16 protein-coding genes are annotated in these 23,596 nt (G+C 52.8%); all 16 read left to right on the top strand.

Features of this window, described 5'->3' with window-relative positions:
• The first annotated feature begins 17 nt into the window (after nt 1-17).
• The 16 genes from B1748_RS11345 to B1748_RS11420 all read left to right on the top strand — a co-directional run bounded on the left by B1748_RS11345 (nt 18) and on the right by B1748_RS11420 (nt 23,527).
• Nucleotides 18-2,276, top strand: a complete 2,259-nt coding sequence (locus B1748_RS11345; protein ID WP_087568011.1) for a helix-turn-helix domain-containing protein — start codon at nt 18-20, stop codon at nt 2,274-2,276.
• Between the two features lie 269 nt (nt 2,277-2,545).
• On the top strand, nt 2,546-3,475 hold the full coding sequence (locus B1748_RS11350; RefSeq protein WP_087568012.1) for an ABC transporter permease: 930 nt from the start codon (nt 2,546-2,548) through the stop codon (nt 3,473-3,475).
• Nucleotides 3,476-3,498: 23 nt separating this feature from the next.
• Complete coding sequence (locus B1748_RS11355) at nt 3,499-4,371, top strand: carbohydrate ABC transporter permease (RefSeq protein WP_087568013.1); 873 nt, start codon at nt 3,499-3,501, stop codon at nt 4,369-4,371.
• Nucleotides 4,372-4,437: 66 nt separating this feature from the next.
• The gene (locus B1748_RS11360) at nt 4,438-5,958 is read left to right on the top strand and encodes an extracellular solute-binding protein (RefSeq protein WP_087568014.1); all 1,521 of its coding nucleotides are present in this window, start codon (nt 4,438-4,440) and stop codon (nt 5,956-5,958) included.
• A 74-nt stretch (nt 5,959-6,032) separates the two neighbouring features.
• The gene (locus B1748_RS11365) at nt 6,033-6,884 is read left to right on the top strand and encodes a glycoside hydrolase family 43 protein (RefSeq protein ID WP_087568015.1); all 852 of its coding nucleotides are present in this window, start codon (nt 6,033-6,035) and stop codon (nt 6,882-6,884) included.
• Complete coding sequence (locus B1748_RS11370) at nt 6,881-8,191, top strand: four-carbon acid sugar kinase family protein (protein WP_087568016.1); 1,311 nt, start codon at nt 6,881-6,883, stop codon at nt 8,189-8,191. Before B1748_RS11365 ends, B1748_RS11370 begins: the two co-directional genes overlap by 4 nt.
• Nucleotides 8,188-9,195, top strand: a complete 1,008-nt coding sequence (pdxA, locus tag B1748_RS11375; protein WP_087568017.1) for a 4-hydroxythreonine-4-phosphate dehydrogenase PdxA — start codon at nt 8,188-8,190, stop codon at nt 9,193-9,195. Before B1748_RS11370 ends, pdxA begins: the two co-directional genes overlap by 4 nt.
• 7 nt (nt 9,196-9,202) lie before the next feature.
• A complete protein-coding gene (locus B1748_RS11380) occupies nt 9,203-10,675 on the top strand; it encodes a DUF5605 domain-containing protein (RefSeq protein WP_087568018.1) in 1,473 nt (490 codons plus the stop codon).
• Between the two features lie 689 nt (nt 10,676-11,364).
• Nucleotides 11,365-12,576, top strand: coding sequence for a glucuronate isomerase (locus tag B1748_RS11385; protein ID WP_087568019.1), 1,212 nt, complete (start codon nt 11,365-11,367; stop codon nt 12,574-12,576).
• A 34-nt stretch (nt 12,577-12,610) separates the two neighbouring features.
• The gene (locus B1748_RS11390) at nt 12,611-13,618 is read left to right on the top strand and encodes a Gfo/Idh/MocA family protein (RefSeq protein WP_087568020.1); all 1,008 of its coding nucleotides are present in this window, start codon (nt 12,611-12,613) and stop codon (nt 13,616-13,618) included.
• Nucleotides 13,619-13,649: 31 nt separating this feature from the next.
• A complete protein-coding gene (locus tag B1748_RS11395; RefSeq protein ID WP_087568021.1) occupies nt 13,650-14,015 on the top strand; it encodes a cupin domain-containing protein in 366 nt (121 codons plus the stop codon).
• Between the two features lie 24 nt (nt 14,016-14,039).
• The gene (locus B1748_RS11400; RefSeq protein ID WP_087568022.1) at nt 14,040-14,996 is read left to right on the top strand and encodes an aldo/keto reductase family protein; all 957 of its coding nucleotides are present in this window, start codon (nt 14,040-14,042) and stop codon (nt 14,994-14,996) included.
• 79 nt (nt 14,997-15,075) lie between these two features.
• On the top strand, nt 15,076-15,975 hold the full coding sequence (locus B1748_RS11405; protein ID WP_256975629.1) for an ABC transporter permease: 900 nt from the start codon (nt 15,076-15,078) through the stop codon (nt 15,973-15,975).
• Nucleotides 15,976-16,008: 33 nt separating this feature from the next.
• Nucleotides 16,009-16,887 carry a carbohydrate ABC transporter permease gene (locus B1748_RS11410; protein WP_087568024.1) on the top strand — a complete coding sequence of 293 codons (879 nt, stop codon included), beginning with the start codon at nt 16,009-16,011 and terminating at the stop codon, nt 16,885-16,887.
• Nucleotides 16,888-16,995: 108 nt separating this feature from the next.
• Complete coding sequence (locus tag B1748_RS11415) at nt 16,996-18,606, top strand: extracellular solute-binding protein (protein ID WP_087568025.1); 1,611 nt, start codon at nt 16,996-16,998, stop codon at nt 18,604-18,606.
• Between the two features lie 238 nt (nt 18,607-18,844).
• A complete protein-coding gene (locus B1748_RS11420; protein ID WP_087568026.1) occupies nt 18,845-23,527 on the top strand; it encodes a discoidin domain-containing protein in 4,683 nt (1,560 codons plus the stop codon).
• Nucleotides 23,528-23,596: the final 69 nt, after the last annotated feature.

Here is a 23,596-nt window from a genome sequence, read left to right on the forward strand (position 1 = left end):
ATGGGCTGGAGGGTCTCATGAGATATCCCAATTATATGTATCGAATACTTGTGATTGCTTTATTGATTGGCATCATTCCGGTTATTATCGTAGGCTTCGTCTCGTATTGGATCGCTTCGAAGGATATTGAGGATAGAGTGAAACAATCCAATATACAAATCCTGAAGCAAGACCAGCTGAGAGTGGAACAAATGATTATGAATCTGGAGGCTTCCGCATTGCAATATGCGGGGTCTTCTTTGGTTCTTGAAGCGATACGAGGAGAAATTTCGCACAAGGATTACAGACAGATCTGGGATCTGTCCAAAGGGTTGTATACGCTTCAAGCGAACGATGGCATTAAGGAAGTTTATCTGATCCACTTCAAGGACAATTGGATTATTCGCAACAACGGTTTTTACGAGCTTAACCAATTCGAACATGCCGAGCAATTCAAGAATGCAGCCTCGCAAAATCCGAAGAAGATGTTTTGGGTGTTCGCCGATAATCCGTTATCGTCAGATACGGTGAATTTAATCGTCAAGCTTCCTTTATACCTGAATTCCAATAATGCCGATGGCATACTTGTCATTGAGATGTTCAGGAATGATTTATTCCGCTCTCTCTTCGAAGATCAACCCGGACACGCGATCGTGCTTGATGCCGAATACGAGCCTATTGTTGCCGGACCCGGGCAATTGGCGGTGGATACCGATGAGCTTCGGCCTTTATTAGACTCGGCAAATGGATTTGTCGGAGCCAGGATGAACGGTCAGGACTGGGGCATTGCTTATATCCAGTCGTCGTACAATGACTTGATCTACATGTCGTTTGAATCCATGACGGAAATCAAAAAGCAAACCAGAAAGATTGCGGATATTACGATCATCACTTGTCTTTCCTTGTTCCTGCTCGTGGCGGTGTTTTCTTATTATGGAAGCCGAAGACTGTATTCTCCCATCAAACGATTATTCGAATATTTGGGCGGCGAACAAGATCACGATGCCAAAGACAAAAGTCATAACGAGTTTAGCGTCATAGAAGAACGATTTAAAACGATGTTTCATTCGGAGAAAAAGCTGCAGCTGCAGGTCAAAGAACAATTCCCTCGAATGAGAGAGCTGCTGGTGCTGCAATTGTTTATGGATCATTATTCGCCGGAAGACTGGCTGTACAAGTGCAGGATGCTGGGCTTCTCCGTTCAATGGAAATATTATGCGGTTATTGTGCTGCAGATCGACACGTTAACGGATAGCAAATATAAAGCAACCGACCGCGACTTGCTGTTATACGCGATTAATAATATTGCGGAAGATATTATACAGGACACGAACTGGTTTAAACCGATATTGCTGGATCAATCCCAAGTCAGCATTGTCTATTGCGACAAGCCGACGCTAGAGGAAGCCAACGCTTATTTTTATGACATTGCCAAACAACTAAAAGCCAATGTCGCCCAATATTTGAGCGTGCAAGTCAGCATAGGCATAAGCAATACTTTCGATCAAATAACGGATGCCAAACGCGCCTATAAGGAAGGACTGCAAGCGATTCAAAGCCGATTCGTGCTGGGCAACGATATTATTCTGCACTATGACGATCTGCGCTACAACCTGGAATTCGACAATAAAGCTTATATCGAACTGAAGGCTTTGGAAAATCAAGTGCTGCAAGCTTTTAAACCTGCCGATCAGCCGCGAGTGGAGGAAGCCTTCCAGAAATATCTGGACGCGATCACGCACAAACAAATAGGCTTCAAGGAATATCAAATTCTAATGAGGCAATTATTATCGAAAATATACGAACTCATTCAAGAGCATGGCGTTCCGATTACCGAGGTATTTGATCCATCCGTTATTCAGGACGAGTGGAAGCAGCTTAATCAGACGGAGGAGATCCGCAAGTGGTTCGGGGAATTCGTGTTCGCGCCGGTTATCACGTTTCTGCATAATCGCGAGCAATCCAAATTTGCCAATGTAGCGGGCGAGATGCTGAAGATCGTGCGCGATCACTATGACCGGGATCTGTCGCTGGAAATGTGCGGAGATCTGCTGAATTACCATCCCGTCTACTTAAGCCGCGTGTTCAAAAAGCAAATAGGCATGAACTTTACGGAATATGTCGCCCAGTTCCGCATGGATCAAGCGAAAATTTGGCTGGAGCAAACGGATATGATGGTATCGGAAATCGCCGAGAAATTATCCTACAACAATACGACGGCGTTTATCCGAACCTTCCGAAAAGTCGTTGGCGAAACACCGGGCAAATATCGAACCGAGCACAAGAAAAACGATTAAGTAAAAATGCGTGTTCAAAAAGTCGGGACCAAATAGATAAGAATCTCTTGCGCCAGCAGCCATTGCGGACGCAAGAGATTTTTTTTGTCCAATTTCGGCTGAAGTTGAATGGAGCATATTCCATATTGAATGCGGTACGAATGGGGCTAATCACGCAAAGAGTTGAAAACGGGAGATTGAATGTTACTCTAACCCTGCAATAATTAGCCTTATCAAACAGCCGCTATCGATCGGCTCAACCATCAACCATCAACCACTGGAGGAACGCTATGAATGTGAACCGATTAGAAAAACCGAATGATATCCTTCGAGAGTTGTATAAGAATAGTTGGTTGTATCTCATGCTTATTCCCGGTCTCGTGTACTTCCTTATTTTTAAGTACTGGCCGATGTGGGGATTAGTGATGTCCTTTCAAAACTTCAAGCCGCATCTGGGCATCAGCGGCAGCGAATGGGTGGGACTGGAGCATTTTATCCGCCTGTTCTCCGAGCCGCAGTTTTTTAAGTTATTCCGAAATACAGCCGTGCTAGCTCTCTATAATATCTGTTTCTTTTTCCCGATCCCGATCATTTTGGCGTTAATGCTGAATGAGGTCCGCGTGGAGTTGTTCAAACGCTCGATCCAAACGGTCATCTACATTCCTCATTTTGTTTCCTGGGTGGTCATCGTGGGGATCAGTTATATGTTTCTAACGACGGAAGGCGGCATTATCAACGATTTGATTGCTCATTTCGGCTTCGAGAAAATTCCGTTCCTGCTAAGCGAAGAATGGTTTAGAACGTTGATCACGGGGCAGACCATCTGGAAGGAAGCGGGCTGGGGAACGATTATTTATTTGGCGGCGTTGTCCGGCATCGATATGCAGCTCTACGAAGCAGCCAAAATGGATGGCGCGAATCGCTGGAGGCAGATGTGGCATATTACGCTCCCCGGGATCCGCGGTACGATCATCATCTTGTTTATATTGAAGATGGGCGATTTCCTGGATGTCAGTTTCGAACAGGTCTTTCTGGTGCTCAACACGATGAACAGGGAAGTAGGAGAAGTGTTCGACACTTATGTTTACACCAAGGGTCTAACGCAAGCGCAATATAGCTACAGCGCGGCTGTAGGGGTGTTTAAATCCGTATTTGCCTTGGTGCTGGTGCTGGGTACGAACTGGCTGGCTAAGAAAGCCGGAGAAGAAGGTATTTATTAAAGGATAGGAAAGGCGTGATCACCATGAAAGAACGTTCTTGGGGAAACCGATTATTCGATGGCGCGAACTATCTGCTGTTGACAATAGTCGCATTAGTCATGATTTTACCCTTTATTTACGTCATTGCCGTTTCCTTTGCGACTCCCGAAGAGATTGCGCAACGCGGCTTTATCCTGTTCCCTACGCAATTTTCGCTTTCGGCGTATGCCTATATTTTTTCGACAGACACCTTGCTGCGCAGCTTGGGGACATCGATTTATATTACGCTCATGGGCACCTTTATTAATTTGTTTTTTACCTCCATGATGGCCTATCCGCTGGCCAAGCGGCATCTGCGCGGCAGAGAAAAGATATTGCTGCTCGTTCTATTTACGATGTTGTTTAACGGCGGCATGATCCCTACCTACTTTGTGGTGAAGGATGTAGGTTTAATTGACTCCCTATGGGCATTAATGATTCCAGGGGCCATAAGCGCCTTCAACTTGATTATTATGAAAAACTTTTTCCAGCAAGTTCCTTACGAGCTTGAGGAATCCGCCAAGATCGACGGATGCAATGATCTCGGCATCTTGTTCCGTATCGTAATTCCCTTGTCGCTCCCGGCGATGGCAACCATAGGTTTGTTTTATGCGGTAACCCATTGGAACACGTTTTTTAATGCGATCCTGTACATTAACGACTCTAGCAAGTGGCCGCTTCAAGTTCTGCTGAGAGATATTGTCATGTTGGCCAATGACCGGTTCGGCGATCAGTCGGCGGTGGAACGCTCCGATTTCCACCCGATCACGATCAGGATGGCGGTTATCGTATTCGCTACCGTTCCCATCCTGCTGGTGTACCCTTTCTTGATGAAACACTTTGCCAAAGGCGCAATGATGGGTTCGGTTAAGGGATAATCCTCTTTGACATTTCAAAGCGGGATATCTTTTAATAAATACAAAGGAAAAAATGGAGGTCTTATCTTGAAAAAGTTAACGGTGTTGCTCTGTACGGTGCTGACTGCTTCCAGTGTATTGACTGCCTGCGGCTCGAACGACAATTCGACAGTCAACAATGCGCCAAATTCAGGAGGGAACAACGCGAAATCGGACAAACCCTTCCATATCACAATGGTTGCCGAGCAATCGACGCAAATTCCGAAGGAAGACAATGAGATTGAAATGAAGCTTCAAGAATACACCGGCGTCGATTTCTCGATGCAGTGGATTCCCGGTTCCGCTTATGACGACAAGATCAACGTCATGATCGCCTCGCAAGATCTGCCTGAAATTATGACGATTAAATATTCGCCCAATTACATTAGTTATATGAAGGAAGGTTTGTTCTGGGAGGTAGGCCCGCTCATCAAGGATTATCCCAATCTGGCTGAGGTCAGCCCGCTTCATTACGAGAATGTGTCTGTAGACGGCAAAGTATACGGCGTGCCGCTATTCCGTTCGCTCGCCAGATCGGGCGTCACGTTCCGCAAAGACTGGCTGGAGAAATTAAATCTGGAATTGCCGGTTACATTAGATGATTGGTATAACGTGGTGAAAGCAATGGGCGAAGGGGATCCGGACGGCAATGGCAAGAAGGACTCTTACGGCATTATGCTGGACAAAATTTTCGCCGATGGACCATCCTCTGTCGTAAATCTGCTCGCGGTTAGCCAAGGAGCGCCTAATCAATGGGGAGTGGAAGACGGCAAAGTCGTTCCGAGCTTCTATTCCCAGACCTACTTCGACGTATTGACCTTATTCCGCAAATTGTACAGCGAGAACTTGATCAATCAGGATTTTGCGGTTATCGACGATTCAAGCGCGGGCACCACTTGGGATGCCGGCAAGCTCGGCATTAAGGTGGGGACGGCTGGTATTGCGGTTGCGCTGCAAGGCACGGTAGCCAAAACCGTTCCAACCGCTGTCGTTGACGTAGAACCGCTCCAGGGCGCGGATGGCAAGCGGGCGCCTGCCGAATTGGGCAATAACGGATTGCTGGTATTCCCGAAATCCAGCGTGAAGACGGAAGAAGATTTAAAGAAAATTCTGGCGTTCTTAAATAAACTGTTGGACGAGCCAATGGCGACCCTTCTCCAATACGGCATTGAAGGCAAGCACTGGAAAAATACAGACGGCAACGCGACCGTGATCGATGAAGATCTGTTCCGCTTGGAAGGCAAGCCGTATCGCGACAGACTGCTGGCGATTAACCCGGGAGGGAAGTCGATTCCGAAGGATATGTCCGATTTGGAGAGAAAAACATTAGACATCACCGTAGACAACTTAAACTATGCGGTCGGAAACCCGGCGGTATCGCTCTCCTCGGAAACCTACTCCCAAAAAGGGGCGGAGCTCAACATTATTATGCTTGACGCCCAAGTCAAATATATTATGGGCAATATTGACGAAGAAGGCTGGAAGAAAGAGATCGCGAATTGGGAAAAAGCCGGCGGTTTAAAAATCATTGAGGAATATACCGAACAATATAATCTGATTAAAGAATAGGTTTGCGATGGACCGGGAGCAGGTGTTCACACCTCCCCGGTTCATTTTCACACAAGGACCCGGAGGTGCTGACGATGTACGTGATCAGTTATTTTAAAAATGCGGATGAGAGTCTGTATCTCGCCGAAAGCAAGGACGGATACTCGTGGAAGGAACGAAATGACGGCAAACCTGTGTTTGCATCCAGCGTAGGAACAAAAAACATGCGCGACCCTTTCCTCTATCAGGATAAGGGCGGGCTCTTCCATCTCGTCTGGACGGACGGTTGGGGCAGCAGGAGCATTGGCTACGCTTGTTCGAGCAATCTGACGGATTGGAGCGACGAGAAGCTGATTCCCGTTATGGAGCATATGCCGGTTACGCAGAACACGTGGGCGCCCGAAATTTATTATGACACCGCTCAGGCGGCGTATCGCATTGTATGGTCGTCCACCGTGGAGGAAGGTCCGCGGAATCATCGCATCTGGTCTGTAACGACGACGGATTTTAATACCTTCTCGGAGGCGAAGCTGTTTTTTGATCCCGGTTATAACGTAATTGACGCTAACGTTACGGATTTGGGCGATTGTTACTTCATGTTGTATAAGGACGAGCGGCATTATGATGATGAAGGGGCGGCATGCAAGGCGATTCGATCCTGTTATCTGGATAAGGAAGCTTCTGATCGACCGAATGTACGAGACATCTCGGAGCTGTTAACCTTCCCTATGACGGAAGGCCCCACTCTCTATTGCGTAGATCGCGATGGCAAACGGGAATGGATCATGCTTGTCGACCGATTTAGAGCGGATATCTATGATGCTTATCGTTCTTACGACCTGCGGGATTGGGAGCTGATCAACGACCGCATGGAGCTGCCCTCCGCGGTTAAGCACGCTACCGTGATTAAGATCGTTGAGGAAACGGAGCTGGGGGTGCGGGGGTGAAAATCGCGATCATTGCAGATGATTTAACGGGGGCTAATGACAGCGGCGCGCAGTTAGTTCGAGCCGGCTTGAGAACGTCGGTGATGATTGGCGATCAACGAAAGCCAAGCGGGGATCATGACGCTATCGTATTCGATACCGACAGCAGGGCGGTTAGCCGGGCGGAAGCCTATCGCCGCGTACAGGCGGTTGCACGAACTGTCGTGCAAGACGGTGCCGGAGACATCTACAAGAAGATGGATTCGACGATGAGGGGCAATATTGGCGCAGAGCTTGACGCGATGTATGATGTATGTTCGCCGGATTTTGTCATTATTGCCCCCGGCTTTCCCAGAAACGGACGTCAAGTCATAGACGGGTATCATTATCTTAACGGCGTGCCGCTGCATCAATCCGAGGCGGCCAACGATCCCAAGACACCCGTGACGGAATCCTTCCTTCCCCGTTTGCTGGCGCAACAAACCGATAGGCCGATCGCTTTTGTCACTTATGCCGAAATCCGGCGCGGCTTCGACGAAGTGAAACGTAAGCTGGATCAATTCAAATCCGATGGAATCCCTTATCTGATCTTTGATTCGGAGGACGAATCCGATTTGGAGTCTATTATCCGGATCGTACAGGCAACCGAATACCGCGTCGTATGGTCCGGATCGGCGGGGCTGGTGTCGTACATGCCGTTGCACGGCGATGCTAATAAAATTGCTCCGATTAAGGCAATGGAGCGGGATAAGGACTCCGATCGGACGGCGCCCGTTCTTCTTGCGATCGGCAGCGCGAGCTCCGAGTCGCGCAAGCAAGTGGCATTTGTGCTTCAACAGCCCGATGTCATCGGCGTTATGGTACGATGCGATCTTCTAGTCTCAACGCCGGACAACTCCCGGGACGAGATTGAACGTGCTTGCGCATTGGCCTCGACGGGTCTCGCCGGCGGAGCTCACGTCGCGTTGTACTGCGCATCCGATCTCGATGATGTGGCTAAAGCGCAAGAGATGGGCCGCTCCCACGGGTGGAGCCCCACAGAGGTCAGTCACCGGATTGCGGTTATTATGGGACAAATGGCTAGCAGATTGTTAGACAAGCAAGCAGTAGCGGGGATCGTGCTTACAGGCGGCGATATCGCGAAGCAGGTCATCATGCAGCTGGGCGCCAGCGAACTGACCTTGATCGGAGAGGTCGAGACCGGCGTGCCGATCGGCAGATTAACAGGCGGCAAAAACATAAGCGCCGTCACCAAGGCGGGAAGCTTCGGTTCCGAGAGGGTGCTATGGGCATCCATAAATTCACTTCAGATGAGGGTTGGCCAATGAAACCTTGTATTGGGATTACGATGGGCGATTGTGCGGGAGTAGGACCGGAAATCATTGTAAAAGCGCTGCAAGCTCCCGAGCTCTATAAAAGTTGTCGTCCGGTTGTTATAGGCGATGCCAAAATGTTAAAACGCGCTGCGGAGCTGGCGAATTCAGAGGTCGTTATACATGCCGTGACGAGCATGGAGGATTGTCGTTTCCTGCCGGGCGAGATCGACTGTATCGATCTGGATTTATTGCCGGCGGATCTCCCTTTCGGTCAAGTATCGGCGCAAGCAGGGGACGCGGCTTATCAATATATTGCAAGAGCGATTACGATGGCGCAAAATCATGAAATTGACGCAATCTGCACAGCTCCGCTTAATAAAGAGGCGCTTCATAAAGGCGGTCATCTCTATCCCGGGCATACGGAGATATTGGCGCATTTGACCGATACGGAGGATTTCTCCATGATGCTTACCACGCCAAAGCTGAGGGTGATTCACCTCACGACGCATGTGGGATTAATAAAAGCGATAGAGATGATTAATCCGGAGCGCACCTATACCGTCATCAAGCTGGCTCACGATACGTTAGTAAGGGCCGGATATCCCCGTCCGACGATCGCCGTATGCGGGATCAATCCCCATGCGGGCGAAAATGGCTTATTCGGCAATGGAGAAGAAGAGGAGAAGCTGCTGCCGGGCATATTGAGGGCGCAGGCCGAAGGGATCGCGGCAACGGGACCCCATCCGGCGGATACGTTATTCTACCTGGCGGCGCGAGGCGATTACGACATGGTGGTCGCCTGCTATCACGACCAAGGACATGCCCCGATCAAAGTGTTGGGGATCGAAGAGGGAGTTAATATTACGGTCGGACTAAAGGGCGGCATTATTCGCACCTCCGTCGATCATGGCACGGCATTTGATATAGCGGGATCCAACAGGGCCGACGAAAGAAGCATGATTGCGGCGATTCGCGCAGCCGTCGAGCTGGCGCCAAAAGAAAATCAGGGGAAGTGAGCGTACGGTGAGCAGTCAAGGAAAAGAAAAGCGCGTTCAAAGATGGGAGCTATTCGAATTGGAGCTGACCGGATTGGAGGTTGGCAACCCTTATCTGGACGTTCAGGTGCAAGCGGTGTTCCGATTTAATCAGCGGAGTGTCAAGGTTGACGGTTTCTATGATGGCGGAAATTCGTATCGCGTGCGGTTTATGCCGGATGCGACGGGAGAATGGACGTATGAGACGAATAGCAACCAGGCGGAGCTGGATGGCGTCGCCGGGACATTTACATGTATAGAGCCCGAAGCGAATAACCATGGTCCTGTTCGTATTCGCAATGATATTAAATTCGCCTATGAAGACGGAACGCCTTATTACCCGTTTGGCACGACTTGTTACGCCTGGATTCATCAGGAACAAGCTTTGCAAGAGCAGACGCTGAGAACGCTGGAAGAGTCGCCTTTTAATAAAATTCGAATGTGCGTGTTCCCGAAAAACTACAGCTTCAACTTTGATGAGCCCGAACATTTTCCTTTTGCGGGATCAGCAGCTTCCGGTTTTGATTTCACGCGCTTTAACCCAGCTTTTTTTGCGAATCTGGAAGCGCGATTAATGGGATTGCTGGAGCTCGGGATCGAGGCCGATCTGATCTTGTTCCATCCGTATGACAAAGGGCGTTGGGGCTTCGACCGGCTGGATGCCCGAACGGAAGAGTTTTATCTGCGCTACGTCATCGCTAGGCTGGGCGCGTTCCGCCATGTATGGTGGTCGCTGGCCAACGAATACGACTTCATGGCAGAAAAGGCCATGCCGGACTGGGATCGCTTGCTCCGTTATGTACAGGACCATGATCCGTACGTCCATCTCCGTTCTATTCATAACGGGACAAAGATGTATGATTATGCCAGCGTCAAGATGTACGATCATGCCAAGCCGTGGGTGACGCACTGCAGCATCCAGCATTGGGACGCGACGATGGCGTCGATATGGCGAGACCAATACAAGAAGCCGATTGTCATCGATGAGATTTGCTACGAGGGCAATATTCCGCAACGCTGGGGCAATATCTCCGGAGAAGAGATGACGCGGAGATTCTGGGACGGGGTAACCCGCGGCGCTTATGTGACGCATGGGGAAACCTTCGTGCATCCGCAGGATGAGATATGGTGGGCAAAGGGAGGGCGCTTGTACGGAGAGAGCGCCAAGCGCATCGCATTTTTGCGTGAGCTGATTGAGGCGGCGCCGGCAGCGTGCAGGCCGATTCCCGAGGTTCGGGACGTGCCTGCGTTCGGCGTGCCCGGGCAGTATTACCTGCATTATTACGGCATTCACCAGCCGCTTTATCGAATCGTCGACTTGCCGGAGGGCGAAACCTTCCGGGCGGAAATTATCGATACATGGAATATGGAGATTACGCCGATCGAACAGCCGATGTCCGGAACTTGCCGGGTGGATATGCCCGGGAAGCCGTATATCGCGCTTCGAATCGAGAGAATATAGGCAGCAACGCGGTCAAAGGCGCAGTTCCTCTTGTTATGGAGGAGGCTGCGCCTTTTTGGTCTTAATGGAAAGCTGCTGAAGTATAGGAAAGCCATAAGTTTTCTCCAAACTTGGCTTGATCCCTAACAGCGCATCGGATAACCGTATGCCTCATCGGATAATCGTGCGCGCATCGGATAATAGAGGGAAAAGCTCCCTCTAATCTGGACAAATCGGGCTGCGGGCTCGACATAGTGGGAAAAGTTCCCACTAATCGGTGGGCTTATGCGCGAATGCATCAGTTCGAGGTGGATTAGAGGTAGGATTTCCCTCTAAAACGAAAGCATGGGCCGAGACGCGGACATTAGAGGGCGTTTTTCCCTGTATTCTGGAGAAGGTGAGGTCTATTGAACGAACGCCACCGAGTCGAGCAACTCTTTTTACCTTCTATTTTTTTTGGTGATAAATTCAGCTATTAAACGCGGTCGCTCATCACTGAGAGGCTTGGGGTAGAGGATTTCGCATAAGTGCGAAACAGGCGGATATCGAGACGAATTTGTCGGATATAAGGGCGGGGCTTGCATAGGAAAACACAGCAGCAGCTTAAGAAACGACATGTTGCAGGAGACGATCGGGGTGTATGATGTTCACGAAAGCCGGAACTGTGCCGCTTAGCAGCAGCGAACGATAAGCGAGGGAGGAAGGACAGGATGACGAGTCGGACGGAAGAAGAGAAAATGGCTTTCTACGATAGAGTGATGGGCATGGAGGTGTTCGATACGCATTCGCATTTGGTCGGCGATGCGCTTGGTGCGCGCAGCTTCTGGGAAATCGCCCATTACTTTTGGCTGAACCGGGAGATGCAGGCAGGCGGTTATCCCGCCCATGCGGAAGAGCTGCCCGAGGAGGAGCGGATCGACGCCTTCGTGGCCGCATACCGCGCAACGAGAAGCACGCTGATGAACATCGCCTTTACGGAAATCATGCGAAGCTTGTACGGCGTGACGATTCGCGACGCGGCATCCGTCAAGGCGGCGATCGAGGCGGTGAAAGCGAGACAAGGCGATGAGGGCTGGGCGCAAGAAACAGCCGACCGGATCGGCGCGAAGCGGTTTGTCGTTAACCGGCCGGAGCACGCGGAATTCATGCATATGCGATCTCCCGCGGTACTGGTTCCCCGAATTGACGGCGCGCTTGGGCAATGGCAGAAAACGATCGCTGCATCCCAAGATCCCGCGGGATCGTTCGAGCAGGCGGCCGAGGAAATTCGGCATAACCTCGAAGCGTACAAGGCTTCTGGCTGCCCCGGCATCATGACCACGCTGCCGGCATACGCCGCGAGCGCCAATCGCCGTTACACGATTGGACCTGGAAGCAGCAGCGACGAAATTTTAATGGAGCTGCTGCACGAAGTGTGTGCCGGAGCCGAGCGGAATGGGTTGTTCGTCCAGCTGTTCCTGGGCGTCGAGCGCTCCTGGTGCGGGGAAGCTGTGCCTTCGAATGATACGCAGCGGATTTTGAAGCTGTCGGCGTTGTTCGACACCTATCGCTGCGCGTTCGAGCTTGTGCTTGCTGCAGAGCTCAATAATCTGGACGCGGTGCAAGCCGCTTGGAACTTCCCGAACGTCAGCGTAGGTGGGATGTGGTGGTTTAATTTCCGCGGGAGCACGTATCGGGACAGCATGCAGTATCGGTTAGAGGCGCTTCCGGCCAGTCAAAGCTCTATCGTCGTATCGGACGCTCGCAATATGGAGTGGTGCTTCGGCAAGATCTGGATCATTAAAAGGCTTACCGCAGAGTTTTTATGGGAGCGGCTTGCGGCTGGCTGGATCGACGAGGAGACGGCGCTGCATACGGTGGAGGAGTGGCTGTACCGGAGCGCCGCCCGGAGATACGGCTGCGAGACCGTGCCGACGCCGTAAGCGGATTCAGGAGAAGAGGAAAGGAGAGACGCGATTGAAAGCGATACTGGTCGGGCTCGGGAGCGCGGGTTTCAGCTGGTACAAGCGGTTGAGGGATCAAGGCATGCTGCTTGCCGTCGTGGAGGCCGACCCCGTCATGAAGGAGAAGATGCAGGATGATCCGTTTCCGTTCTATACCTCGCTGGAGGATGCTCTCGATCGGGAGAAGGCGGATTTTCTGGTTAATGTTACGTCTCCCGCCGCGCATACGCCCGTCAATGTAGCGGCTTTCGACAAGGGACTTCCCGTACTGTGCGAGAAGCCGATCTCGTTTCAATACGAGGAGTCGTTGGCTGTCGTGGCCAGAGCGGAGAAGGACGGCATTCCGTTTATGATCGCGGAAAACTACAGACATTTCCCCAGCGTGCGCAGGTTCAAGGAACTGTTGGCTCAAGGAACGATCGGAGACGTATCGTCGGTCGACGTCAGGTTCGCGCGCTACCATCGGGTCCAGCGCAAATACCCGGTTTCGGTGCTGGACGATATCGGCGTTCATCATATGGACATGCTCCGGTACTTTACCGGTCGCGAAGGTTACGCCGTTCAGGCCAGGCTGTTCGCGCCGATCGGAGCTTGGCAGGAAGATGGGGCTGTCATCGCCGCGAACGCCATGATCGAAATGACGGGAGGCATCGCTGCGAATTACTCCGCAACGATCGCATCGAGAGGCCCCATGACGCCATGGTACGGCGATTGGCGGATCGAGGGAGACCGTGGGGCGCTTATGCTTGAAAATGGCATCATTACGATCTATCGCGATGGCGAAACAGAGCAGATTCGGGAATTTTCTTCCGTTCCGACAAGCGATCCGCTGACCGAGTTTCTGGCCTCTTTAAGAGAAGGCAGGGAATCGGAGACGAGCGGCACCGATTATTTGAAGACACAGGCTCTGGTTTATTATACGAACGTCGCGGCCAGCACGGGGCAGCGTACGCGAATAGAGTTGGGCAGGGGGCAGGGGAAGGATCTCCAGAGCTCCATATCTGCGACGGATCAAGGATAACCTCGAAACAATAGGTAAAGGTGGGACGCACATGCTGAAGCTTCGGCTCAACGAATTGAGGGATACGAAAACCGGGCATATTCTCGGCGATCTTTTGCCTGGCGATTACTTATGCGCCGGTGGTCTCGCCTTCGCCAAACCCGGCGATAGAAGTCATTCGAACGATGGACCCGGGGGCACGGATTTGCATACGCATGCGGATCGGGAAGCGTTCATCATCCTGCAAGGGCGCGGCATTATGGAGGTGAACGGCGAGGAACACCCCGTCGCGACCGGGGACGTCTTGGTCATCGAACCGGGCGAGGATCATCATCTCCGCTCCAGCCAAGAGGATCCCGTCGTGACGCTCTGGTGTCATGCCGGTCCCGATCGGCATCCCAACCAATCTGACAATTGAATTTATGAACGGAGTTGACATGGCATGCAATACAGAAGACTGGGCAGCAGCGGCTTGAAAGTGAGTGAAATCTCGCTCGGCAGCTGGCTTACGGTCGGAGCGGCGTCCGATGCCGGACTTCCGGAGAGAATTATAGACCGAGCATACGGACTTGGCATCAATCTGTTCGATACGGCGAACGTTTATCATCTTGGCGAAGCGGAACGCATCGTCGGGCGGGCATTGGCCAAATATGAACGAAGCTCTTACGTTCTTGCGACCAAGGTTTGCGTGCCGATGGGAGACGGCCCCAATGACCGAGGCTTGTCCCGCAAGCATATCCGCGAGCAGTGCGACTTAAGCTTAAAGCGGCTTGGCGTCGATTACATCGATTTGTACCAGTGCCATCGGTACGATCCGGACACGCCGCTCGACGAAACGCTGCGGGCTCTCGACGATCTGGTAAAAGCGGGCAAAGTGTTGTATACGGGCGTCAGCATGTGGAAGCCGGCGCAAATCGTAGATGCGGTACGGACGGGCGCGGAACTCAATCTAAACCGCATCGTCTCCAGCCAGCCGCAATATCATTTGCTCCTGCGGGAACCGGAACAGGAATTGATCCCGCTATGCGAGCGGGAAGGCTTAGGCCAAATCGTGTTCTCGCCGCTGGCGCAAGGCGCGCTTACGGGCAAATACGAGCCTGGCCGTCAGCTTCCTCCAAGCTCGCGGGCGGTCGACCCGAAGCAGAACGGAGCCATATCCCGCTGGATCAGCGAAGATAATCTTAAGCGGGTGCAGCGGCTGAAGCCGATTGCGGATCAAGCCGGCTTGTCGCTTGCGCAGCTGGCATTGGCCTGGATTTTGCGGCTCCCGTCCGTCGCCAGCTGTATTGTTGGCGCCTCCCGGCCGGAGCAGATCGAACATAACGCGCGAGCCTCCGGCATCAAGCTTGACGCAGCTACGCTAAATGCCATTGATTCGGCGCTGGATTTAGAAGACTAGAGAAGGAGGAGTGAGCAAAATGCCGGGACATCCCCCCGCTGCCGCATCGCAGCTGTCCAAACGAACTTCCGCGGCCCGCATGAGATGGACGCAGTTCCGCAAATACAAGGTGCTTTACTTTATATCGATTCCGGGGTTGTTGTATTTTATCGTATTCAAATACATTCCATTGCTTGGATCGGCGATGGCGTTCCAGGAATACAACATATTCAAAGGATTTTCGGGCAGCCCTTGGGTAGGGCTGGAGCATTTTCAACGCATGTTTGAATACAGCGAGTTTTTGCGAATTTTGAAAAATACGATTTTGATCGGCGCCTACGATATCCTGTTTGCCTTTCCCGTGCCGATCATTTTGGCCATATTGCTTAATGAGATGAGACTGGTTTTGTTTAAGCGAGTGCTTCAAACCGTCGTGTATATGCCGCATTTTTTATCATGGGTCATCATTGGCGGCATTGCAATCGGCATTTTGTCCCCGTCGACGGGACTGGTCAACAACATGATCGAAGCGCTAGGCCTTGATTCCATTTATTTTCTTGGAGAAGAGTCCTATATTCGAAGCATTCTCGTGGGAGCAGGAGTATGGAAGGACAGCGGCTGGGGCACAATCGTCTACCTTGCGGCCCTTGCCGGCATTAATCCCGAGCTGTACGAGGCAGCGCGCATAGACGGCGCGAACCGATGGAAGCAGATCACGGCGATTACCGTTCCGGCGATATTGCCGACGGTCGTTATTATGTTTTTGCTTCATATCGGCAATTTCCTGGATTTCGGTTTTGAACGGGTATTCGTGTTCCTGAATCCGCTTAACGAAAATAACGGCGACATTCTGGATACGTATATTTACCGCGTCGGCTTGATTCAGCAGCAATACAGCTATACGACCGCAATCGGATTGTTTAAATCCGTGGTAGGCCTCGGTCTGATCATGCTGGGCAATGCACTGAGCAAGAAAGCGACGGGCAGCGGTCTTTATTAGTCCAACGAACAACGAACAAAGGAGGGATGCGGCATGCAGCCATCAAGGAAGCTTCGTCAATTTCAATTATTCGACTTCTTCAACTATCTATTTATGACTCTGCTTGGAATACTTATGATCTTTCCGATTTTGCACGTGTTGGCCAAATCGCTGAGCAGCGAAGTTGCAATCAATACCGGCCGCGTAACGCTGTTCCCGGTCAATTTGACCTTCGATAACTATCTGGTCATTCTAAACGATCCGTCGATATTGCGGGCGTTCGGCGTCAGCGTGCTCGTTACGGTCGTCGGCACCTTGATCAACCTGATCGCAACGGCATCGCTCGCATATCCGCTGTCCAGACAGGAGTATCAGGGACGCAAGCCTATTCTGATGCTCATTCTCGTTACCTTCATTTTCTCGGCGCCGCTTATTCCGAACTTTTTGCTGATCAAAAATCTGCATTTGCTGGATACGCTGTGGGCGCTCATGATTCCGGGAGCGATCAGCGCCTACAATTTGTTTATTATGAGATCCTTTTATATGGGTTTGCCTAATGAATTAATCGACTGCGCCCGAACGGACGGCGCCTCCGAGCTCAGAATTATATGGAGCGTTGTGCTTCCGCTGTCCAAGCCGGTGATGGCTACGATGGGTTTATTTTATGCCGTCACGCATTGGAATTCGTATTCGCAGGCGCTCTACTTCATCAACTCTCGTACTCTGTATCCGCTGCAGCTTCGTCTTCAGGAAATTGTGATGAACAATACGATGGGAGAGGCGGGGGCGCTTATAGAGGAATTGTCCAATGTGTCGCCAAGCGGCGTGCAAATGTCCGTCATTATCGTATCCGTCCTGCCAATCATGCTTGTATATCCGTTTTTGCAAAAATATTTTGTAAAAGGAATGCTGATTGGATCAATAAAATCGTAATCCCGTAAAAAAACACATATCAACAGTAATTATGCCATACCCATTATATTTTATATTTGGTATTTTGTAGTTGCAATCGTATTCAAATTAAAGGAGATGAAGGTTGCAATGAAAAAGAAGCTAAGCCTGATGCTAGCCATGATCATCGCCGCAGGAACTGTAAGCGCTTGCTCAGGGGGGAGCAACAAACCGGAAAATACGAGTGGAGGGCAGACAAGCCAGAAGCCGGCTCAGACCGAAGGGACTGGCCAGGCGGAAGCGGAGGAGCCTTTGAAGTTCAGCATGTCGATTACGACAAGCGGCAACGCCCATGTAGAGCAGTCCCCGGATATTAACAAGGACAAATGGGTGCTGGAGCTGGAGAAACGAACGAATACAGACATAGAATTGACCACGATTCCGCTAAAAGATTTTGATTCCAAAATGTCGATTATGTTCGCGAGCAGCTCGATCCCGGATGTGGTGCAAAACGTGGGAGGAGCAACGGACAAATCGATGGCCGGCTCCGTGCAGGCTGGCGTATTTATGCCGCTGGACGATCTGCTTAAGGAACATGCTCCAAACATAATGAAAAACGTCACGCAAGCAGCCTGGGACGAAGTCAGCTATGATGGCAAAATTTACGGCATTCCGAATTGGCTAAGCAACCCGTCCAGAAGGGCGACGTTCATTCGGAAGGATTTGTTGGATAAAACCGGATTGCCGCTGCCGAAGACGCCGGAGGAATTCCTCGACGTCATCCGCGCTTTCAAGAAACTGGGCGTTGAAAACCCTTACCAGCTCCGAATGGACTTCAAGTACGCCGATCTCTTTTTCGGCCCTTACGACGCGCTGGGCTACCAATTCATGCAGCAAGGCGATGAGATCGTTCCGAAATTTTTTGATGTGGAGAATATGACGAACGCTCTGACTATGTACAAAACGATGTATGACGAAGGGTTGATTCCCAAAGACTTCGCTACGTTGAATGTGTCCACGTACGGTGAGAGCATCAACGGCGGCAAAGCCGGCATGTGGACGTCCAACGCCGCGGGATTGCTCGACTTCCGCACAAAGATTAAAGCGGTTGATCCGAATGCGCAGGTCGAAATTATACCGTCGCCGGTCGGTCCTGACGGACTGAGCGGATACGGCTTGTACAGCTCGGTCATTACGTCCCTGTATATCAATAAAAACGTGCCGGAGGAAAAAGCGATCCGCATTATCAAGATGCTGGATTGGATGCTGACCGACGAAGCTAAAATGTTCTTCACTTTCGGTATCGAAGGCGAAAATTATACGATCGATAATGGAAAAGTGAATTACAAAGCGCCTACGAACTCGGAACAAGAAGCCGAGCAAGGCTTTAGGGGCATGCTTGGTTTCATTAGCGACGCCACGATCAACCGGATGCGGATGGAGCTGCTTGAAGGAGGCCAGGACGTGTTGGACGCGCTGGATCAGACGCTGGCCAAAGAAGGCGTGGGCGGCATTATCTTTATCCCGGATCTGGAGACGTTCCAGAAATATCCGGATCTGGCCTCCAAACGCCCCGATCAGGCGCCCAAGATCATCGTCGACCATATGGTTAAGATGATCTACGGCAACGAGGATATTGCCGATTGGCCGAAAGTAATCGAGGAATATCGCAAAAAGGGCGGCAACGAAATCATTAAGGAAGCAACCGAGCGGTTTAATAATCAGGATGGCGTTGTCTCCCAGGATTCGCGCAAACAATAAACCCGCGAAAGAAGTATTAATGAAGTAATCGGACAGCTTGCAAATCCAGTCACCAATGGGCCATCCCCCGCAGGGATGGCCTTCTCAACACCGGCAGGGAGGACCGAACATGGAGAAGCTCGATGCAAGAGGCTTTATATCCTCGATCGGACTGATGCGGCCGCCGCAAGAATGAGCAAGAAGCGGGAATAGCCAACAATGGCCCAATATACGCAAAGGAAAGGTGTGAAGGGAAGGAATGTCATGGTCAGCCTGTAAAAAATCAATTTCGTGCTTAACGGTGTTGTCCCTGTTCGTTGCCCTGCTGTTCGGCGCGATTGTCCCGGCAGCGGAAGCAGCCTCGGAATCAGACAATCTGGCGTTGAACCGGCCGTCAACGACAAGTCAAGGAAACAGCGGAGCCGCTGTGGTGGATGGCGATCCTGCTACCTACTGGCAGCCCTCCATGTCGGATCGCGAAGATTTAAATGCATGGCTGCAGGTCGATCTGGGTACCGGCGCCGCTTTCAACAGCATTGTCTACGACATGAGCCGGATTACGATGAGCAAGCTGGATGTTCTCTACTCCGATGACGGCATCGAGTGGCAGACGGCGGCTTCCAGGACCGGCTCTATTCAACCCTACGAGACGATTCGATTCGATACCGTCAACGCCCGCTACATCAAGTTCGACATGACATTAAACAACGGACTTTCCTACCAGTTCAGAGAGTTTGCCGTATACCTGGAAGAGGAGGGGGAAGAGATACCCGCAGATTTGGAAAGCATCTATTTCGTTGATGGCTCAGGCACGCCATATTCCGCCAATGCCGAACTGGTAGTGGAGCTCGGCGAAGAAGCGCAGCTTAAACTCATGGGACGCACTTCATCGAATATTGAAGTGGGAATGGACACACTGGCCAAGTCCTACACGTCGACGGCGACGGGCGTTGCCGGCATTGGCCGGGATGGGATCGCTAGCGGCTACAAGGTCGGCGCGGCGCGCGTCTATGCCGAAGTCGAGAAACCCGGCGGCGGCAAGCTGCGGACGCCGGACTTCTGGATCAAGGTCGTCGACCCCAATGAATTCCGTTTGCCGTCATTGATCGCGGACACGGAGCTGATCCATGAAGACATGACGATGGAGATCGGTCAGCCGGCCGTATTGGAGCCAGGAGATCCTCTGCCGTCCGTTCGCGTCGAGCCAATGGTAGCGGCGACTGTCAGCGGCGTTCTTTCGCGCAACGGAGAGCCTGGCGATGTCGTCCTGCCGGAACAATCGTTCGAGGCGTTCGAGAGCCGCGTCATATCGCTTGGCGGCCAGGCGGAAGCCAAAGGCGAGTATGCGCTGACGCTCCGGATCGAACCGGAAGGAACGTCGGGCCGAGCTTATAACGATACGTATTATTTTACGATTATGGACCCGTCGGATGTGCCGGAAGGCGGGAGCAAGGTTGCCTATCTGGACCCGTCAAGCGGCAAGATGGTATACGTACCCGATTACCGCGGCAATCGGATCATTGATTTCTCCCAGTCGGGCTACGGAGGCGGTGGCGTTCCGCTGCCGGATGTGCAGGCAAGAGTCGTTGTCGAACCGGGCGAAGGGGACGACACCGCGAGAATTCAGGACGCGATTGATCGGGTTGCCCTTATGCCTGTCCGTTCCGATGGTTTCCGCGGGGCTGTGCTGCTAAAGAAGGGGAACTACGAGATTGCAGGCAAGTTGTCGATATCAACCGGCGGCATCGTACTGCGCGGAGAAGGAGACGGCGAGGATGGGACCGTTTTGAGAGCGACCGGGACGACAAAACGGAACATTATCGAAGCCAAAGGAGGCTCCGGACCCGTTCTGGACTCGTCGACCCGTCAAGAGATCGTTGATCTTTACGTGCCGTCGGGCGCAAGCGTCATCGAGGTTGCGGACGCCTCAAGTTATAATGTCGGAGACACTGTCATCGTCCGGCGTTACGGCAACGAACGCTGGATTCACGAAATCGGCATGGACTATATTTACATGCGTCCGGGAACCGACGGCTCCGCGACAAGCCAGTGGACGCCGTTTAATCTCGATTTCGACCGGGTCGTTACCGCAATCGACGGCAACGTCGTCACCCTGGACGCACCGATCGCCAATGCGATCGAACGCCGCTGGGGAGGAGGCGAGCTGTACCGCTATTCGGACGACTCCCGGATCGAACGGATCGGCGTCGAACGGATGCGCGTCGTCTCCGACTTTGATCCGAGCGTCATCGATACCGTTATGGACAATGATACGACCGATCCTTATTATGCGGACGAGAACCACGCCGAACGTTTCGTCGTGCTGGACAACATCAAAAACGCGTGGGTGCGCGACGTCACGGGCTATCATCTCTCGTATTCGCTTGTACAGATGGGCCGGGGCAGCAAATGGATCACCGTTCAGGACAGCAGCATGTATGACATGGTCAGCATTATTACCGGCGGACGGCGCTATATTTTTCATATGATGGGCCAGCAAACGCTGGTGCAGCGGGTTTATACGGAGACGGCCCGCCATGCGTTCGTCGTCGACAGCCGCATTCAAGGTCCGAACGTTGTGCTTGACAGCGAATCGCAGTTGGATTACAACACCAGCGAACCGCATCACAAGTGGTCGGTCGGCGGTCTGTTCGACAATGTCGACGCTCAGGTGTCGATCCGGGACCGTGCCTGGCTGGGCAGCGGACACGGATGGTCCGGAGCGAACTATGTGAACTGGAATACGGAGGGCGGGCTCACAAGCCAGCAGCCGCCTACCGCCCAGAACTATGTCATCGGCCACGTTGGTACGAAGGTGCCTCCTCTGGTGCCGAGCGCTTACGACCCGCGTCCGCGCAAAGACGCATACTGGGAAAGCGCCGGAAAGCACATCGCCGCGCCTGTCAGTCTCTATAAGCAGCAGCTGCTCGAGCGGCTCGGTCAGGAAGCCGTCGATGCCCTTGCGCCTGTCGCGTACGGTGGCGGAGACAAGGATGTGGCTCCTTCCGTCGAAGGTGAGCCGCTGCTAACGGGCATATCCCTTGACGGCGTTCCGCTATCGGATTTCATACCGGAAACCTATAGTTATACGGTCAAGCTTCCGTTAGGAGCGGGGGCGGCCCCAACTGTGTCCGCCACGGCAAGGGAAGGCCTCGTCATTACGATCGAGCAGGCGGATTCGCCGCAGGGCGCGGCAAGGATTACCGTATATGAGACGGGAGATCCCGGCAATTCGCTGCAATATGAAGTGAAGTTCGAGTCGATGCCGGTTTTGGGAAGCGTGCCGCAGAACCTGACGGTGTATCCGATCGTGTCCGCCGAAGCGCTTGGCTCGCATGCCAGCTACCCGCCGTCCAATGCCATCGACGGCGATCTCGGCACCCGCTGGGCGGGCAGCGGACGCGATCAATGGATCGTGTTCGATCTGGGCCGCGAGCATTCGGTCTCTTACGTGTTGACGGCTCGCTTTGACGAATCGCATTATGATTACGACATCGAGCTGTCCAAGGATGGCGCGGAGTGGACGAAGGTGTTTACCGGTATGACAAGCGGCACGCCCAATATGCTGGAACCGGTGCAATTTCCGGCTGCCGATGCAAGGTTCGTCCGCCTCGTGACGCGCGGAAGCGACAAGGACGCGTGGAACAACCTGAACGAAATTGTCATTGCGGGCGTCGTCCAGCAAATCGAACCGGGCGGAATCGGCTACATTCCACCCGCGAATCCGGTGAAAGCGCAGGATACCGTAACGGCCGCGAGAAACGGCAAAGCGGTCGTTATGGCATTCGATGCGGCCAAACTGCAGACATACTTAAAGGGTGCGGGTTCGCAGGCTGAAGAGTTGATTATCCGTGCCGACGGCGATGCGGATGCCGAAGAATACAAGCTGCTGATTCGGGCGGAAGCGTTAGCTGCGCTTGCCGATGCGGCGAGCGAGGAGCTGCGAGTCGGCTTCGAGACCGCCTTTGGCAAGATCGTGCTTCGTACGGAAGAGCTATTGAAGCTGGCCGGGGCGGGAAAAGTTGATCTGACGCTGCAGATCCGCGCCGCGACGCCGGAAGAAGCCGCTGCGATTGCAGCTGCCCATCCGCAAGGCGAGCTTGTTTCCGAACTCGTCGCGTTCCAGCTTTGGGCTGTTGGCGGCAAAGGCCCGGAAACGGCGATGCTTGCCGACGCCGGATTCGTGGAGCTGGAGCTGCCGCTAAGCGAGCGTTTCGCAAGCCGGGACCGTACGGCGATCATGCGGTTGGACGTCGGGGCGGAGCGCTTGACCGCCATTCCCGCCGTATTCGGCGAAGACGGTACAAAAAAGGCGGCCATCCGCTGTTTGATCGGTTGCAGCGGCGTATTCGCGGCCTTTGGCAACAGCAGTGTCTTTGACGATACAGTCGGACATTGGGCCGAAGACGTTATGGTCAAGCTCGCCGACAAGCGGATCATGAACGGAGCAAGCGCGAGGCAGGCATTGCCGGACGCGCCGATTGGCCGCTCGGAACTGGCTGCGCTGCTCGTGCGAGGTCTCGGCTTGCCCGCGGGCGAATCGGAAGCTCCATTCGTGGACGTAACAAAAGGCGATTGGCATGCGGACATCGCGGCGGCCGCCCTCCAGTTCGGGTTGATCCAGGGCTACGGGGACGGAACCTTCCGTCCCGAACAGCCGATCAATCGCATGGAACTGGCGGTGCTCATCTATCGTTCCGTCCGGCTTGCGGAGACGGCAACCGGATGGGAGGCTCGGCTCGTCAATCCAGATGCCGCGCCGCCGTTCGTCGACGATGCCGAGATTGAACCATGGGCCCGGGAAGCGGTGGACGGGCTTCGGGCAATGGGGCTGCTGGAAGGAAGGGACGGCAACCGATTCGTCCCCCGAGGCCAAGCGACGCGAGCGGAAGCGGCTGCTCTGATCGCGCGTATGCTTGAGAGCGCGAACTTAATGAATTAACGCGAGCCAACAAGCAACGGGGCTGTTCAGGTTCTTAAGGAACCGGTGGACAGCCCCGTTTTTCTCAGC

The organism is Paenibacillus sp. MY03 (genome assembly GCF_002165585.1).
Classification (GTDB): domain Bacteria; phylum Bacillota; class Bacilli; order Paenibacillales; family Paenibacillaceae; genus Pristimantibacillus; species Pristimantibacillus agaridevorans.